The 17,409-nt window shown below is 40.5% G+C and carries 15 protein-coding genes; 10 read left to right on the top strand and 5 right to left on the bottom strand.

Annotation, left to right across the window (positions count from 1 at the left end):
• Positions 1-87 precede the first annotated feature (87 nt).
• The 4 genes from H589_RS0108640 to H589_RS0108625 all read left to right on the top strand — a co-directional run bounded on the left by H589_RS0108640 (position 88) and on the right by H589_RS0108625 (position 3,597).
• Entirely contained in the window at positions 88-894 is an 807-nt protein-coding gene (locus tag H589_RS0108640; RefSeq protein WP_027721657.1) for a DUF3100 domain-containing protein, read from the top strand.
• The gene (locus tag H589_RS0108635; RefSeq protein WP_027721656.1) at positions 887-1,345 is read left to right on the top strand and encodes a hypothetical protein; all 459 of its coding nucleotides are present in this window, start codon (positions 887-889) and stop codon (positions 1,343-1,345) included. The genes H589_RS0108640 and H589_RS0108635 overlap by 8 nt, the downstream gene beginning before the upstream one ends.
• Positions 1,346-2,491: an amidohydrolase gene (locus H589_RS0108630; RefSeq protein WP_027721655.1), complete on the top strand. Its 1,146-nt coding sequence runs from the start codon at positions 1,346-1,348 to the stop codon at positions 2,489-2,491.
• Between the two features lie 173 nt (positions 2,492-2,664).
• A complete protein-coding gene (locus H589_RS0108625) occupies positions 2,665-3,597 on the top strand; it encodes a DMT family transporter (RefSeq protein ID WP_027721654.1) in 933 nt (310 codons plus the stop codon).
• A 66-nt stretch (positions 3,598-3,663) separates the two neighbouring features.
• On the opposite strand, the gene H589_RS0108620 is transcribed toward H589_RS0108625, so the two are convergent.
• On the bottom strand, positions 3,664-4,212 hold the full coding sequence (locus H589_RS0108620) for a cysteine hydrolase family protein (protein WP_027721653.1): 549 nt from the start codon (positions 4,210-4,212) through the stop codon (positions 3,664-3,666).
• A 109-nt stretch (positions 4,213-4,321) separates the two neighbouring features.
• On the opposite strand from H589_RS0108620, the gene H589_RS0108615 reads away from it, so the two are divergent.
• Entirely contained in the window at positions 4,322-5,308 is a 987-nt protein-coding gene (locus H589_RS0108615) for a GlxA family transcriptional regulator (RefSeq protein ID WP_027721652.1), read from the top strand.
• A 50-nt stretch (positions 5,309-5,358) separates the two neighbouring features.
• Here the strand turns inward: H589_RS0108615 and H589_RS19430 are convergent, their stop codons facing one another.
• The 3 genes from H589_RS19430 to H589_RS0108600 all read right to left on the bottom strand — a co-directional run bounded on the left by H589_RS19430 (position 5,359) and on the right by H589_RS0108600 (position 8,015).
• Positions 5,359-6,234 carry an MlaA family lipoprotein gene (locus tag H589_RS19430; RefSeq protein ID WP_035075512.1) on the bottom strand — a complete coding sequence of 292 codons (876 nt, stop codon included), beginning with the start codon at positions 6,232-6,234 and terminating at the stop codon, positions 5,359-5,361.
• On the bottom strand, positions 6,231-7,529 hold the full coding sequence (locus H589_RS19425) for a hypothetical protein (protein WP_051249677.1): 1,299 nt from the start codon (positions 7,527-7,529) through the stop codon (positions 6,231-6,233). The genes H589_RS19430 and H589_RS19425 overlap by 4 nt, the downstream gene beginning before the upstream one ends.
• Before the next feature lie 66 nt (positions 7,530-7,595).
• The gene (locus H589_RS0108600) at positions 7,596-8,015 is read right to left on the bottom strand and encodes a hypothetical protein (protein ID WP_027721651.1); all 420 of its coding nucleotides are present in this window, start codon (positions 8,013-8,015) and stop codon (positions 7,596-7,598) included.
• Between the two features lie 459 nt (positions 8,016-8,474).
• Here H589_RS0108600 and H589_RS0108595 point away from each other — a divergent pair, with 459 nt between their 5' ends.
• A complete protein-coding gene (locus H589_RS0108595) occupies positions 8,475-9,107 on the top strand; it encodes a hypothetical protein (RefSeq protein ID WP_027721650.1) in 633 nt (210 codons plus the stop codon).
• Between the two features lie 157 nt (positions 9,108-9,264).
• Entirely contained in the window at positions 9,265-10,410 is a 1,146-nt protein-coding gene (locus tag H589_RS0108590; protein ID WP_027721649.1) for a GGDEF domain-containing protein, read from the top strand.
• A gap of 177 nt (positions 10,411-10,587) precedes the next feature.
• Here H589_RS0108590 and ettA read toward each other — a convergent pair whose 3' ends face one another.
• Positions 10,588-12,270: an energy-dependent translational throttle protein EttA gene (gene ettA / locus H589_RS0108585; RefSeq protein WP_027721648.1), complete on the bottom strand. Its 1,683-nt coding sequence runs from the start codon at positions 12,268-12,270 to the stop codon at positions 10,588-10,590.
• Between the two features lie 333 nt (positions 12,271-12,603).
• Between ettA and H589_RS0108580 the strand changes: the two genes are divergently transcribed.
• From H589_RS0108580 to H589_RS0108570, 3 genes are all read left to right on the top strand, one after another.
• Positions 12,604-14,922 (top strand): methyl-accepting chemotaxis protein, encoded by a 2,319-nt coding sequence (locus tag H589_RS0108580; protein WP_027721647.1) that lies wholly within the window; start codon positions 12,604-12,606, stop codon positions 14,920-14,922.
• Between the two features lie 135 nt (positions 14,923-15,057).
• Positions 15,058-15,393: a TraR/DksA C4-type zinc finger protein gene (locus tag H589_RS0108575; protein ID WP_027721646.1), complete on the top strand. Its 336-nt coding sequence runs from the start codon at positions 15,058-15,060 to the stop codon at positions 15,391-15,393.
• A gap of 17 nt (positions 15,394-15,410) precedes the next feature.
• A complete protein-coding gene (locus H589_RS0108570; RefSeq protein WP_027721645.1) occupies positions 15,411-17,387 on the top strand; it encodes a monovalent cation:proton antiporter family protein in 1,977 nt (658 codons plus the stop codon).
• Positions 17,388-17,409: the final 22 nt, after the last annotated feature.

Genomic DNA, 17,409 nt, shown 5'->3' with positions numbered 1-17,409 from the left:
GCAGTTAAGAGTTTCAGGTGTATCCTCGTCAGGGGAGTGGTAACATTTAATTGTCAGTGTGAAGATGCTGACAGAGTGGAGTAAAATATGAATGATGCTGTAAAAAATGTGAAACTGCATCTGGTCGTTCTTGTACTGGTTGTTGTTTCTGAACTCATCGGAATCATCACCTTCAAGGTGGGACCCGGTAAATTAGTATTGCTGCCTATGTTGTATGCAATGTTCATGGGTATCTTCCTTGGTCCTAAATTTTTGAAAGTTGTAAAAGAGAAAGAAATGTTTCAGGCCAGTACTCTGGTCGGGCTGACTCTTCTCCTGCTTATGGCCCGCTACGGAACACTTGTCGGTCCAAAATTTTACGAGATTCTTAAAGCCGGACCTGCATTGATTCTGCAGGAGTTCGGTAACATCGCAACACTTTTTGTGGGTATTCCTATCGCTATGTATCTAGGCCTTAAACGTGAATCTGTCGGTGCTGCTCATTCCATCGCCCGTGAGCCTAATGTTGCGCTTATCGGTGATATCTACGGACTGGATTCTGCCGAGGGACGTGGCGTTATGGGCGTGTACATCTGCGGAACTGTTTTTGGAACAATCTTTTTCGGTCTCATGGCCTCCTTTCTGGCTGCATTTGAAATATTCCATCCATATGCACTTGCAATGGCTTCCGGCGTAGGTAGTGCCAGTATGATGACTGCAGCTGTCGGCAGCTTGAGCGCAGCTTATCCTTCCATGGCTGAAGGTATTCAAGCCTTCGGTGTTGCAAGTAATACACTGTCCGGAATTGACGGTGTTTACATGTCCTTGATTATAGCTTTGCCCATGTCCAACAAACTTTACAGTTATCTTTATAAGTTGAAATATAAAACAAGTCCGGAGGCCTATAATGACTAAGAAGCAGACTCTTTTAGAATCTTTTGTAGTTCTCTTGATTGTGAGCGTTATGGTTCTTCTCGGTAACCATGTCGGATTTAATAATAATGCAGTTGAAGCATTGCCTGGGATGGGAATTCTTCTCTTGCTTTGCGTTGCCGGTGTTGCCACCAATATGTATGTGTTTAAAAAAATACCTTCAGTTCTTTTTGTAATCACTTACGGAGTAATTGTTACTGTTCCGGCATTTCCATTTTGCGATGTGATTAATGCATATGTGGCAAAAGTTAATTTTCTTGCCCTGACTACACCAATTCTGGCTTATGCCGGTATTGCTATCGGTAAGGACCTTGATGCCTTTAAGAAAAGTGGCTGGCGTATCGTTATCGTAAGTATTTTCGTCATGGTGTCTACATATATAGCATCTGCTGCTATTGCGCAGGGTGTACTTAAATTCATGGGAGATATTTAGATGGGTTTCAATTCTGAAGTGATTTCACTTCTTGATGAAATGAAGGCTATCCGCCATCAGATTCATCAAAATCCTGAAGTCGGATTGGATACGTTCAGCACTGTTAAGCTGATTAAATCTAAACTTGATGAATATGGAATCTCTTATGAAGATATAGGGGTAAACTCTCTTGTCGCTGAAATAAAAGGCTGCGAGGGGGATACCTCCGTTGCATTCAGAGTTGATATGGATGCACTCGAAATGAGTGAAGAAAATGACTTTTCTTATAAATCTCAGGTGGAAGGTAAGATGCATGCGTGTGGGCATGACGGGCATTGCACCTCTTTGATTGCTCTCGCAGCGTATCTTTCCAAGCATTCTGATTTTAATGGGACAGTGTTGCTTCTATTCCAGTCTGGAGAAGAGGGATACGAAGGCGCATTACGAGTCATAGAAGATGGTTTCTTTGATAAATATAAGGTCGATTATCTCTTCGGTTATCATGCCTGGCCCGGACTTGAAGCTGGTAAAATTGCGGTTCATCATGGTGCATGTATGGCATCTGAAGACCGCTTTGAAGTACATGTTACCGGAAAGAGCGGTCATGCCTCCATGCCGCATGTCTGTAATGAACCTTTTGCTGCTGTTGCTGATATCATAAAAGGTTTGCAGACTATTGTTGCCCGTAAGGTTCCTTCTCATGAGAGGGGAGTGGTTTCCATTACTCAGGTGCACGGCGGAAGCTTACGCAACGGCATTCCTGATAATGTTATGCTTCAAGGTAATGTGCGCACCTGCAACGAAGATGTTCAGGATCTCATAGAAGATTCAATAGGACAGGTCGTTAAAGGTGCTGCTATGATTTACGGAGTTGAGGCTGAGCTGGATTATGTACGCAAGCATCCTGTACTGGTAAATACAACCTCTGAAATTGCACTCAAAGCAGCACAAAAAACTGTCGGTGCTGAGAATGTTGTTACGGATATGGAATCTTCTATGGCTGCTGAAGATTATGCATTTTTTATGAAATATACTAAAGGATGCTATGTCTGGATAGGTAATGGCTCTGACTCTGCACCGCTACACAACAGCAAATTTGATTTTGATGATGATATTCTTCCAGTTGCAGCCAGTTTTTTTATCGCTGTAATTGACGAATTGCTTTAATTCTTTTGCTTGTTTTCCTGACAATAAAGTCTCAAAGAGGTGAATCAACCTCTTTGAGACTTTTTTTGAGGCTGTTTTTTTTATATAAGTCTAAATCAATCTGTACTATGTAATCTTCTAGATTTGTTGCATATCAATTCATTATTGAGAGTAAGCTTTTTAGGGAGATCTGGATGAGAATAATTTTAACTGGAATTTTTGCTGCATTATTTTTCAGTACAACATTTGTGCTCAACCGGGCTATGAGTCTCGACGGCGGGCATTGGGTCTGGTCTGCAAGTTTGCGCTACTTCTGGATGCTGGCAATTCTTTCGGTTGCTCTTTTTATTGGTCGCAGGAAATTATTCATCCAGTCTTTAAAACTTTACGCCAGACATTTTAAATTTTGGACTATTGCCGGAGGAGTCGGCTTCGGTGTTTTTTATGCTCTGATTACTTTCAGTGCCTCATACAGTCCCGGATGGGTTGTTGCTGCCACATGGCAGACAACTATTCTGGCAACTCCAATTGTCCTGCTCGGTTTTGGTAAAAAAATACCATTACGGGCTATGCTGTTGACCCTGATTATTTTTGCCGGTGTTTTGCTGGTTAATCTTGAGAGTGTGAAGGACAGCTCTTGGGCAACCGTTTTGCTGGGCGCTGTTCCAGTGTTTATCGCCGCTTTTGCATATCCGTTCGGAAACCAGCTTGTCTGGGAAGCTATGAATGGCGGTGGTAGGTTAATTCCAGCTTTGGATTCTCCTGCCATGGATGATCCCTTTTGCCGTGTTTTGCTTCTTACTTTAGGATCACTTCCTTTGTGGGGTGTTCTCATTTTGGTTACTTCGCCGCCATCTCCAAGTGTAAACCAGTTAGTCAATACCGCTTTGGTAGCCGTTTTTTCAGGCATTGCGGCGACCAGTCTTTTTCTCTATGCCCGTCATAAAGCGCGCTCTGCGGCTGAACTTGCTGCTGCTGACTGTACACAATCCATGGAGGTTGTATTTTCCCTTGGTGGTGAAGTCCTGCTTTTAAATGGAGTTTTGCCCGGACTGCTGGGATGGGCTGGTATCGGAATGACTATGATAGGGCTGATTTTGTATATACGTGTTCAGAATGTACGTTGAGTATTAAAAATATATTGTCTTGATTTAAATTTATTCAGGCAGAGAGTTGATCTCTCTGCCTGAATTTTAATTATTGATAAATTCTTCTGCTGTAAGCATTTCTGCATATACAGATCCAAGTGCTGCCATAAAAGCGGCGTGTACCTGATCAGCATCTACGACAGTATTATTAAATTCTAGTTTTGCAGCGCAGCATGCATCATGGATAACTTTGCAATTATATCCTAAGTCAAAAGCAGCCCTTGTTGTTGCATCTACGCACATGTTGCTCATCATTCCTGTAATAACAAGTTCATCAATTTCAAGGAGATTCAGTTTTTCTTTAAGCTCTGTTGCACGGAAACTGTTTGGAAAATTTTTTACGATAACGGTTTCATTCTCTGCTGGTGCAACACATTCGTGTATTTTAACTCCCTTTGTATCGGGTATGAAAAAAGTTGCGCCTGATTTAACTGATTTGTGCTGTATATGAATAACAGGTCTGTTTATTTCTCTGAAATATTTTAAAACCTTTGTTGCATTGTTTCCTGCCTCATAACTTCTTTCCAGAGCCATATTTCCGCCTGCAAAGTAGTCATTTTGAATGTCTATGATCAATAATGCCTGCTTCTTCATTTCATCATCTCCTTATAAAAATGTTCAGTAGATAATTGATTGTGATCCTATCCCTAAAATTAAACAGTGTCTGTATTGACAATATTAATGCTGAAAACGACAATGAGCTATGACAGAAATATCAATTCTTGTTTTTGATAATTGTATGGTCACCGGAGTGGTTGGTCCTCTTGAAATTTTGACTATTGCTAATGATATCTCACTGCGTACTCATGGTGAAGAAGTTGAGCAGTCACTTTTTACCGGATTTAAAATTGTGAGTGATGATGGTGAGAACGTTGCAGGTTTTTCAGGAATTCCCGTAGCTGTGAGCGGACGCCTTTCAGACATAACTCCAGATATATTAATAATTCCGCCAGTTTTTTCAGGACTTGATAAATTGTTGGAAAGTGCGAATCTGATTGAAGAGTTGAAACGTTTGAGTTCTACGGGGACAATTATTGCTACTGCATGTGCCGGTTCTTTTTTGCTTGCGCAGGCGGGTCTTGTCCGTGGTAAATCTGTGACTACTCACTGGAATCTGGTTCGAAATTTTGAGGATCATTTTCCTGATGTCGACTTGCAGGCTCAGCAGATGCTAATTGATGGCGGAAATTATATTTGTGCTGGAGGGGCAATGGCATGGCAGGATCTGGCTTTACATATTATCGCCAGATATATGGACCGTGAAGCAGCATCACATTGTGCTAAAATGCTGGTGATGGACTCTACACGTCATGTTCAGACTCCTTATTTTATGTTTGATCAGTATAGTGATGACGTAGCTGGATTTTCTGATAATAATATTACTGAGGTCCAGAAATGGATGCAGGAGAATTATCATCTGCGAATTCAACTTGAACAGCTTGCACGAAAAGCAGGTCTGGGAGAGAGGTCTTTTTTACGACGTTTCAAACGTGCGACAGGACAGACTCCGTACAACTATTTACAGCAGCTCCGAATTGAAGCTGCCCGTCATATGCTTGAAGTAAGCAGGAAGAATATTGAAGAGATTACAGGGCTTGTCGGTTATGAAGATGCCTCTTCATTCAGAAGACTGTTTAAAAGAAAGACAGGGCTTACACCTCTTGAATACAGAAATAAATTTTATCGGTAGGTTTTTAAGATCTGGTGCAGTACAATTCATCTGAAAAGTTATGTTAAAATTTAATTAGCAGTGTTGTTTGGGGTAGACTGTTCCTGTTTATCTTTTTTATCATCATTCTGTGGCCATTTCTCTAATTTTTCTAAATCAAGCTCTCTTTTCTTTGAGTAAAGGAAGCGGATCAAGTCATATTCGAAAGGGGAACCTGTCTGATAATATCGAAAAGGAACATTTGCCCGTAAGTTCACTCCACGGACAGCTGCTTCTCCTATGCCGATGATTGTTCTTCCGTCCTGAATTCCTGCAAGATCATACACCCAGATCATTTCATACCAGAGTAATGCAAAGTCTCCCCCCCATCCTATGGTATCACGCACATTTGAAGGACCGAAGAGAGGCATGACTGTGTACGGTCCATGCGGGATTCCCCATATTGCCAAAGTATCTCCAAATCCTGTTTCTTTGCAATTAATTCCTAATTCAGAAGCTACGTCCATAATTCCCAGAATTCCAATAGACGAGTTAATGAGAAAGCGGGAAAATGCTGTGAAGGTCCTATCTCCACTGGCTTGAAGAATACCGTTAGTGAACGATTTGACTTCGTTTAAGTTATTGATGGAGTTGGTTACTCCTGCGCGAACTATACTCGGAGTTACCGTTGTATATACATTAGTCAGCGGGAGATATATCACGCGATCAAACCTTGCATTGAAGGAATAGATGTACCTGTTCATAGGTTCCCATGGATCATCTACTTCCAGAAAATCAAGATTGGCTTCTTTATTACGATTAGCTGCTGAAATGGGTGCTCTTGAAACGGGAGCAATGAAACCTTTAGGCGAAAGAGTCATATCAGGAGCGTTTTTATGCAGGTCTGCGCACCCTGAGACGCACAGCACAGCGCAGATCAGAATTATATGTCGTGCAATGGCTTTCATCGCTTCAACATCTCCTGCGCCTTACTGGCAAATGGTTTAAACATAAGGTTTCCGCAGTGCCCTCCTCTAGGGAAAAGGACAGCTCTACTACCAAATGTTTTGCGGATAAAATCGACGTCATGTTGGTTTAAGATGATGTCGTCTTCATTGCCGAGAACCATAATTTTATCTGTTTCAGACAGATAGTCTACGATGCTGTTCAAACTGCAATTTTTAACCACATCGCCTTTTGTTGTGCCCGGTTTAATAAATTGCAGATACGGCAATAGATACTCATCAATGTAGTCTGCAAATTTTATAGCCGCAGCTACTTTGATGTAAGGCATAAGGTTGTCACCGGTGCTTAGGTGCTTATCAACCGGTACAACGTAGCCGGCATTAAGGCAGACATCGGAGCAGAAGATCATGTTTGCCGATGTTAATCTGAATGAAGCAGCGATAATGGCTTTAAGATCCATTTCAGCAAATTTATTGTGGCGTGAAAGGGCGTAAAGGAAGTTGTCATCAAGGTCCACGATATTAGAGTGGACATATAATTCGGAGAAAGCCTTAATCAACTCGTCAATGACTTGTCGTGGTGTTTTTGTTCCAAGGTTTTCAGGGCTGAGCCATGAATCAAAACGCAGAGCTGAATTATACAGACTTACCGGAGGATTTATAAGAAGCACCCTTCGGAAACAGAAATCTTTTCGTTCTTCGTCGAGTTTGGAAATAAAAGCTGAATGCATGGCTCCGAGGCTGTAGCCTGTAACATTGAAACTTTTAATTTTATGATCCTGTTCAAGTTCAGCTTTAATCCATTTCATAACCCTGTATAGATCTTTAACATCATTAGGCACATATCCAGGAGCTGCATATTTAGAAATACTGACCAGAAAGTTGATATGTGTGGGAGAAGAAAGTGCTACAACATGAAATCCGGCTTCGTAGAATAGCTGAGTCAGGAATTTCATCTTTACAGAGTCATGCTCCGATCCAGTCCCTGCAATAATAAATACAAGCGGAGCTTCTTCATCTTGCATGGCTGTTGTATAGAAGAAGTCTTCATTGTACCAAAAAATATCAGGTATTCTTCTGTTCTCAATTGCAATTGTACATTCGGTTGTTTCTACCGGATGCTTAAAGATATGTATTAACTCAGGAGGAGTGCCAAATATTGTGGCTTTATATGGATCTGTTATAGGATATAGTAATGTGTCACACTGTGCTGGAGTAATATCTGTATATAAAAATAGCAGCAAAATATGTATCACAACTGTGAATACTTTGCTGCGGTTAAAAGAGTCCTTATTCATAAAGAAATAAGTATCATTGGTACGTCTTCTTGTAAATGATGATCTCTTAAATGTAGTATGCTGTTGTCAGATTAACATCCTGGGTTCAGGAAGAAATTCAGGAATCCATTTTATCCACATTTCTGGTTTAATCAGCTCCAGTAATTTCTGTGAAATTTCATGTCCGGCAAAAGGCTCCTTATAATCATCAAGAACAACAGCCCCTTTGAATATTGGAGAAAAGTCACCTTTGTTATATGGTTCGATTGTAAAATTAAACATGTCTATAAGAAATCCATCAAGATTTCCTTTTGCAACCCAGTCGTATATTATTTCATAGCCAGGCTTACTATATCGCGAAAATCCCCATACAGAGGCAACTTTTTCAATTCCTTCATCCTCATTACCCATGATAAATGACTCGCCGGTCACTTCAACATAGGGTTCTAGGTTGATCATCTCAAAAGCTAAATCCTGAAACTGCTTTAAAGTCAAAATCTTGTTCATTAAATTTTCCTGCTGAAATTCAGTGTCTGTGGCAGAGATAAATACAGATTTATAACCGGAATGCAATGTACATTTTTCTTAAATCCAGCATAATTTAAAATGTACTTTTTGGTTATGACTTTTTGATTATGACTTTTGGATTTGAAAATGATAGCTTGAGAGGAACTTTTTTACATCATCAGGAGTTTGGGGTGAGGATAAATTTTTTTATAAACAGGTAATATTTTGCTGGCTTGCAAGTCTGTGCTTTCTAGGTACAGCATGGGCTGGAAAAACTGTTTGCCTGTGCTCTCTGGAGTGGCCTCCTTACACAGGGGCAAATCTTCCTGATAATGGTTCAGATGCAAAAAATTTTAACGAGGGCCTGAAAAAAGTTACGGCTGAGCACAGTCCAAATTTTTGCTCCGATCTCGAACAGAAATGATTTATTAACGAAAGCTTTTAAGAAAGGTGTTCATAGTGCTTGAATCAAATATTTTACCAGAGGTTATTGAAAAAGTTCCTCTATGCTTTCTTGCAATGACTCAATCTGATGATTTTAAAGCACTAGTGCCACTTTCAGTTTCTGTCAGCTCGGATGTTTTTTGTTTTAAAGGAATTGATGTTATTCAGGAACGCGGAAAGCTTCCATTGCTCAAAATTGATTTTAGCATTGATGATATTACAGTGAATATATTTTATTTTGGTCATATTTCACCTGTTAAAATACAATCATATGAGTTGTGTGGTCCAGACCATCAAAAGTTTATCCATTCTTTTTCGAGCTCTACGGGCAAAGTCGTTAGGCCTCTCATTTTAGATGTGCAAAATCAATTTATGGAAGGGATTGATCTAAAAATTGTTTTATCCAGTCTTCATCTTTGGCGGTCTTGCATTGGGTTGTCCAAAGTATGTCCAGCAGATCTTAAAAAATATTTTTCAAAAATGCAGTCTGTATCCAGGTTCCAATGGATTTTAGCAGGTTTTACAGATGACTATGATGTTGTTTCTGAAAAATGGATTGCAAATGTTTATACTGTAGGCGGTGATAATAAGGAATTGTCTGTATTTTTTGAAAATGGTCAGATTAATAATGTGGAATTGAGTAGTTAATAGATATTGGTTGGTTAAGATTCATTGTGACATAAATTGTATTTATTTTAGAATACCTTTATTTCTTCTATACTTTGGTGGCAATATTGTTGTCAGCTTGACTTAAAATAGTGCAGTAGTTAAGCCTACTCCTTGTTTTTTTAAATAAGGGGTCGTTGTGGATAAATTAAATTGGCTTGGAGAGTTTAAGGACCCAAAGGCAGAAGAAAATTTTCAAATTGTTAAATGGCCGTCTGTCCGTGCTCGAATATTATTTTTATATTTTTTCTCGATTACTGCTTATATTATAGGTGCATGCAGTGATTTTTATGATCTTGGGGCAGGGCCTGAATTTCATAAGATGGTTCTTGCCCGTGTTGGGGTTTGTGTTTTAGGTTCTATGGCTTTTATCATGCTCTTTGTTGATAAAGTCAGGGCTAAAATACAATACATGATCATGTCTGTATGCATGTTTTCGTTTATCATGGTTGAATCATTGGAACTTTTAATGAAGTTCTCTGTAATTGGTTCTCTTAGCGTTCCTGCCACTGTCTTTTTGATTCTAGCTTATTATATACTGCTCCCTACTCGTACACTGCCTTCACTATCAGCTGCATTGTGTGGTACATTGCTGTACCTTATATCTCTATCTTCAATTATACCTGTTGCCAGTGGTACTTTTATTACATCCACCTTGTATCTGTTTTTGGCAAACTGTTTTGGACTTTTCTTTTTATGCAGTTTCGGTAAGTCACTTAGGCGGGAATATGCTGCAAATTGTGATTTAAAACGACTTGTAGAGTATGATGATTTGACAGGTACCTGCAGTCGGCGCAGAGTGATGGAAGCTGGAAAAAGTCTATTCAAGTCTTCCATTAGATTTAATAACAAGCTTTCTGTCTTGATGATGGATATCGATTATTTTAAAAAGGTTAATGACGAATATGGGCATTCTGTAGGTGATCATGTTTTAAAGGAAACTGCCGGAAGGTGCAGTTCAGTATTGCGTGATGTTGATTTTCTGGGGCGTATGGGAGGAGAGGAGTTTGTTGTGATTCTGCCTCAGTCCAGTCTTTATCACGCTACTATTGTCGCTGAAAGACTGCGGAGAAAGGTATGTGAATCTCCTTGTATTGTAGATGACGTCCAGTTGCTTGTGACGGTGAGTATAGGAGTGGCTGAACTTCGATTGCAGAAAGATTTCTCTCAATTGTTGCAAGAAGCCGATGAGCAGCTTTACCGCGCCAAAAAATGCGGGCGAAATCAGGTCTGTCCAGCTCAGCTTAAAGTTGTGGATAGTGGTACAAAAGTACAATTATCTTAGGTTTTATCGCACGCTATCAAGGATATTTAGTTTTATATTTTTTAAAATAAATGGGTAGAAGCTGTTTTTGGCCTCTACCCATTTATTTTTGTGATTCAGTTGTGTAAGCTTTTGATTAAACTATAAAAATTCACAATTAGTGTGTTGTTTGAGGCTGTTTTAATGCTTCCTCAAGTTTTATCGTGTAAGCTTTCTATATTTAATTCTATGTGGCTGATCCGCTTCTTTGCCTAGTCTTTTTCTGCGGTCCTCTTCGTATTCAGAGTACGAACCTTCATACCAGTAAGCAGACGAATCTCCTTCGAAGGCAAGGATATGAGTTGCTATACGGTCAAGGAACCAACGGTCATGTGAGATAACAAGAACGCATCCTCCGAAGTTGTTAAGTCCCTCTTCAAGTGCGCGCATTGTGTTAACATCAAGATCATTAGTCGGTTCGTCAAGAAGTAGAACGTTTCCGCCTTCCTGCAGCATGAGTGCTAAATGGACACGGTTTCTTTCACCGCCTGATAGAACTTTACATTTCTTCTGCTGCTCAGAACCTGTTAGATTAAATTTACCAACATATGCACGAGCGTTAATTTCACGGTCACCAAGTTTAACAAACTCGTTTCCTCCTGAAATAACTTCATAGACAGTTTTTTCAGGATCAAGGGCATCACGATGCTGGTCAACATGCGTAACTTGAACCGTTTCCCCTACAGTTACAGATCCCTGATCAGGTTGTTCCTGTCCGGCAATCATTTTGAATAAAGTTGTTTTACCTGCTCCGTTGGGGCCGATGATGCCTACAATTGCTCCTGCTGGTATTATGAAGCTTGTATTTTCTAGCAGCAGTTTGTCTCCTGCTGTCTTATGTACACCGGAAAGTTCAATTACCTGCTTTCCAAGACGTGGTCCCGGTGGGATATAAAGTTCAAGTTCCTTTGAGTATTCGTCTGACTGCTGATTTGCAAGTGATTCGTACGCGCTGATACGCGCTTTGCTTTTGGAACGTCTGCCTTTTGGTGACATACGAATCCACTCAAGCTCACGGGCAAGTGTCTTACGGCGTTTGTCGTCGGATTTAGCTTCGTTGGAAAGGCGTTTTTCTTTTTGTTCCAGCCATGAGGAATAGTTGCCTTTCCAAGGGATACCGCGACCTCTGTCAAGTTCAAGTATCCATCCGGCTACATTATCAAGGAAGTAGCGGTCATGGGTTACAGCAATGATTGTTCCTGCATAGTTCTGCAGGTGTCTTTCCAGCCACGATACAGATTCTGCATCCAGATGGTTGGTAGGTTCATCAAGAAGAAGAATATCCGGTTCCTGCAAAAGAAGACGACAAAGAGCAACACGACGTTTTTCGCCACCGGAAATTACGGATACAGGAGTATCGGCCGGAGGACAGCGTAATGCGTCCATTGCCATTTCTAGGCGGGCATCAATATCCCATGCTCCGCAGTTATCCATTTTTTCCTGCACGTTTGCCTGACGTTCAAGCAGAGCGTCCATTTCATCGGGTTCCATCGGTTCGGCAAACTGGGCGTTGATTTCGTTGAATTCATTAACCAGTGCAACAATATCAGCAACACCTTCTTCAACAACTTCACGGACAGTGCGGGTCTCATCTACCAGCGGTTCCTGTTCCAAGTAGCCAATAGTATACCCTGAGGAAATATGGGTTTCACCTTCAAAGCTATCATCAACTCCTGCTAAAATTTTGAGGAGTGAACTTTTACCGGATCCGTTAAGACCGAGAACTCCGATTTTTGCACCGTAGAAATACGATAGAGAAATGTCTTTAAGGATAGGTTTTTTATCGTAAAATTTACTTACCCTGACCATAGAATAAATGATCTTATCAGGTTCGTTACTCATTTTTATTACCTCATGTAGAATATGCGTTTTATATGCTCCTCGTTTTGTCAGAAAAAAGTCATACAGGCAATGGGCGAATGCAAAGAAGAAAAATAATATTTCCTGTATTTGAGGTGTGCCTGAAAGTTGGTAAATTTGTTGCCATGAGCATTTAACCTTACTTTTACGCATGAAGGTAAATATATTTATTTTATTATAGAAAATTAGTTTTCATATATTTATCCGAAAAAAAAGTACTGAATCAATTGAGTTTTGCTTATAGTCCGTGTTACCTGATAGTTACTTTAAGTATATGTTGCGGGTAAACATTAATGTGGGGAAACGGAGTACTTCATGAAAATCAAGAGCGTAAATACTGTAGTAACAGTAATTGTATTTGCATTGATTGCTTTGACTATTTCTGCAGGCGTCTGGTGGGTTTCCAGTAGTACTTATACTGCTGTTTTTAAAGAACAGAAAAATGCTATGGATAGTGTCGTTAATCAGTCAGTGAAAGCTCTTGAACTATACATGGGGCAGACATCTGATGTTGTGAAATTGATTGCTAAGGACCAAGCCTCACGCGAGGCCTTGGAAGAAGGGAATATAGGTCCATCTGATAGCCTTTTCAAATCATTAATAGGATCTTCAGAAGATTATTGGGCAGCATTTTTATTTGATAAAAATGGTAAAGTCGTATCCGGGTACAATGCTAAAGGTAAAAATATGGCGGGAGCTGACAGGTCATCCCGTGGATATGTGAAAAAAATACTTTCTGGAACTGAATTTTATATTGCAGATAATATTTTGAAATCCAAGAGTGGCGGTGGAATTCTCATTTTTGCTATAGCTCATGCCGTACGTGATTCAAATGGAAATATTATTGGCGGGGTGGGGGTCTTCCCTAAATGGGAGCGATATACCAAAAGCTTTATTGATCCATTTAAAATCGGGAAAAGCGGATATAGCCTTATGCTGGACAATACGGGAACCATTATTGCCCATGCTGCTGATAAGAAGTTATACCTTACAGATGTTTCTAAATTTGAATTTGTCCAGACAATGTTAAAGGAAAAAAACGGTGGTACTGAATATGTCTGGCAAGGACGTAATAAGTATATGGTGTTTAAGACTTTTCCTGAGACCGGTTGGGTCGTTGCTGTTACAGCCTATGAAGATGACCTTACTTCAACGGCGATTTATCAGCGTAATGTTCTGTTAATATCAGGTGCCGTAATTATCCTGCTTCTTAGTACCATTATGGTTACTTTAATTCGGTCACTGGTTGTCAGACCTGTTAAAAATATACTCGAATTTTCAACTGAAATTGCTTCTGGAAATCTTAAAGCTGAGCTTCAGGGTGTTTTTAAGTATGAGTTTGAATCTCTTGCTGAGCAAATTAATACGATGGTGACAGAGCTTAAGAATAAACTAGGTTTTTCCGAAGGTGTGCTGAATGGATTGACCGTACCTTGTTCTATTATCGACCCAGAAGGTAAAATGCTTTGGGTTAACCAGGAGATGTGCAATCTTTTGGAAACAGATATTTCGCCTGAAAACGTCAGTGGAGTGACTTCCGGGGAGTTCTTTTTTGGTGATGCTACAAAGCAAACTATGTCGCAGTCTGCTGTGAATGAAAGAAAGACACAGATACGAGAGTTGGAATATACAACTTTTAAGGGCAATCTTAAACACATCAGTGTTTCAACAACGATCTTTTTAGATATTGACGGACAGATGCTTGGCTCTATTACTATTGGAATAGATATGACCGATATTAAGCTGCAGGCCAGAGAAATTGAGCAACAGCATAAACTCATTACTATTGCAGCTTCTAATGCCGAAGATATTTCGCAAAGTTTATCCAGTGCAGCTGAAGAGCTTTCTGCTCAGATTGAACAGTCTAACCGAGGAGCTGAAGAGCAGCGTGATAGAGTTTCTGAAACATCTACTGCAATGGAAGAAATGAATGCAACTGTTCTTGAAGTTGCCAGCAATGCCGGTACTGCCGCTGAAGATGCCGATAATGCCCGTGAAAAAGCTCAGGGCGGAGCTAAGGTTGTCCAACTGGTTATTGAAGCTGCAGATGGTGTCCGTTCACAGGCTGATGAACTTAAGAAATCCATGGAGCAACTGGGTGTTGAGGCTTCTGAGATAGGCAATGTCCTTCGGGTTATCAACGATATTGCTGACCAGACCAACCTGCTTGCACTTAATGCAGCAATTGAAGCAGCCCGTGCTGGAGATGCAGGGCGAGGTTTTGCTGTTGTTGCTGATGAAGTTCGTAAGCTTGCAGAGAATACTATGTCTGCAACAAATGAAGTCGGTGATGCTATTACTAAGATTCAGAATATGACTAAACAAAATATTTCTGCTACGGAAAATGCTGCTGAGTCTGCTTATCGTAGCAGTGAACTTGCAAATGAGTCAGGCCAGACTCTTTCAGAAATTGTTGTTTTGGTCGAAAATGCCGCTGATCAGGTCCGTTCGATTGCAACCGCAGCTGAGCAGCAGTCGGCAACCAGTGATGAAATTAACAGGGCAACTGAAGATATCAGCAGAATTTCTCTTGAGACTTCACAGGTTATGAGTGAGGCGGCAAGAGCCGTTTTAGAGGTTTCCACTATGGCTGCTAAACTTAATGAAGTTATCGGGGATATGCAATCTAAGTAGCTTATTGTTTGGGTAAAATTTAAAAAAAGGCTCTTTCCTCAACTGTGCGGGAAGAGCCTTTTCTACTTGGTGTATGGATTAATCTTGCAACGAAGGTTATGCATGTATAAAATCATACAATTAATGGAGACAATAATGAACGATATACAAAAGAAAGAACTTAAAAATAAAATAGAAAATGAGATTAAAATTCTGTCTAAGCAGGTTGATGATCTCAAAGACAGCGTAGCTCCTGTTGCACCTGATGCAGCTATAGGCAGACTATCAAGACTTGATACTATGCTGAATCAGGGGATTAATAAGAGTTCTATTGCCCAGTCAAAAGACAGAATTATGAATTTGAAAGCTGCGTTTAACCGATTGGCTGATGATCCTTTTTTTGGGGAGTGCGAAGAGTGTGGAGAAGAAATCTCTTTCGTCCGTCTTCTTGCTCTACCTGAAAGCAGGCTTTGTATTCATTGTGCTGAATAACATTTTGAGAGTTTATTTTGGGAATTGCATCTGATCTTGTAATACTTATCGTTGCCGGACTTTTGGGTGGAATAGTTGCCCGGATGATGCGTCAACCTTTGCTGCTTGGCTATATTATCGCCGGGGTTCTGGTTGGCCCTCATACCGGTGGGATAACTGTATCAAGTGTACATGATATTGAGTTGCTGGCTGAAATAGGTGTTGCACTGCTCCTTTTTACTCTTGGTATTGAGTTCTCTATCAAAGAGTTAAAGCCTGTTAAATATGTCGCTTTGATCGGTACTCCTGTTCAAATTATTCTGACTATGGCTTTCGGCTGGTTTATAGGCTCACTCATGGGGTGGGATTCAAAGCTTTCGCTTTGGTTTGGTGCTTTTATTTCTTTGTCCAGCACTATGGTTGTGCTCAAAACTCTTGAAAGCCGTGGCCTGGTAGGAACTTTATCCAGTAGAGTTATGCTTGGGATGCTCGTTGTGCAGGATATTGCTATCGTTCCAATGCTTATCATAATGCCACAACTTGGAGCTGAATCATTCGGTCTTGCAGCATTGGGAATGGCTGCGTTAAAAACATTTTTGTTTCTTGCCTCAATGTTTATGCTCGGCACTCGGGTTATTCCTTGGGTTATGAAAAAAGTTGCCGGTTGGAATTCTCGTGAAACCTTTATGCTCACATGCAGTGCCATCGGGCTTGGAGTCGGCTACGCAACACATCTGTTAGGCTTGTCATTTGCTTTTGGTGCTTTTGTCGCGGGGATGGTTCTTAGTGAATCCCGCTACGCATACCAGGCGCTTAGTGATATTCTGCCGCTGCGTGATATTTTCAGTATGATCTTTTTTGCTTCAGTTGGAATGCTCATTGATCCAGTCTATGTCTGGCAGCATCTTGGAACAATTCTTATTCTTTCATTATCTATTTTAGTCGGGAAGGGATTCATTTTCGGTTCAATATCGTGGCTGTTCAATTATCGTAATATTATTCCAATTGCTCTTGGATTTGGTATGTTTCAGGTTGGTGAGCTTTCTTTTCTTTTGCTGCAGCAGGGAGCTGATTCCGGTTCTTTTCCACGGGAATTATTTCCTCTTTTTATGGGTACAGGAATTCTGACTATGCTTTTCTCTCCGTTGATGGCTTCGCTGACCAGACCTGTATATTCGTTTTGCCAAAGCCGTCGCAAAAGTGATCCATTGCAGACTGTTAATCTACCTGAAACGGAGTTTAACGGACATGCTGTTGTTTTGGGGTATGGCAGATTTGGATCTTATGTCACAAATTCGTTGGAGAAGATTGATATACCCCATATAACTATAGAGCTTAATGCTAATAAAGTTGAGCAGGCGGCTGAGAACGGTGAAAGCGTTATTTATGGGGATGCAACGCAGGAAATAGTACTTGAAGCAGCCCGTATATCCCATGCACGCATAGTGCTTATGACAATTCCTTCCATTGACGGATCCGCTCTTGTTGTTGAGAAAATTAAGCGTATCGCTCCAAATATTCCCGTGGTTGCTCTGTCACGAAACTCTGAACACGTTGATGTTCTCAATGAGCTTGGTGTCTATCACATAATCATGCCTGAGTTTGAAACAGGTCTGGAAATGGTACGCCAAACCCTTTTTCAATTTTGTCTGCCTGCTGCGGAAATACAAAATGTAATGGATTCCATGCGCAGAGAAAGGTACACTACTGAAGTTGAACTTAAGCATCCCGATTATTCTGAACTGACAAGACTTACCAAGGCTTCTGAATCAATTATTTTGAACTGGATTACAGTTGAGGATGGATCTGAAATAGTGGGTAAATCTCTGATAGGAAGCAGGATTCGTACTGTTCTCGGAGTTTCTGTTGCAGGAGTTATGCGTGGAGAAGATTTTACAATTAACCCGGAAAGTGATTTCAGGTTTCAGTCTGGAGACATTGTCGGAGTGCTGGGAAGAAGAAATAATATTGAAATGTTCAGGACTTTTTCTTCACGACCCGTAATTGCTGAATAAAATAATGAGTAAGGTGTAATTT

The organism is Maridesulfovibrio zosterae DSM 11974, assembly GCF_000425265.1.
GTDB classification, from domain to species: domain Bacteria; phylum Desulfobacterota; class Desulfovibrionia; order Desulfovibrionales; family Desulfovibrionaceae; genus Maridesulfovibrio; species Maridesulfovibrio zosterae.
Note: the sequence above shows the minus strand (reverse complement) of the source record. Positions and strands in the feature narration are given on the sequence as shown.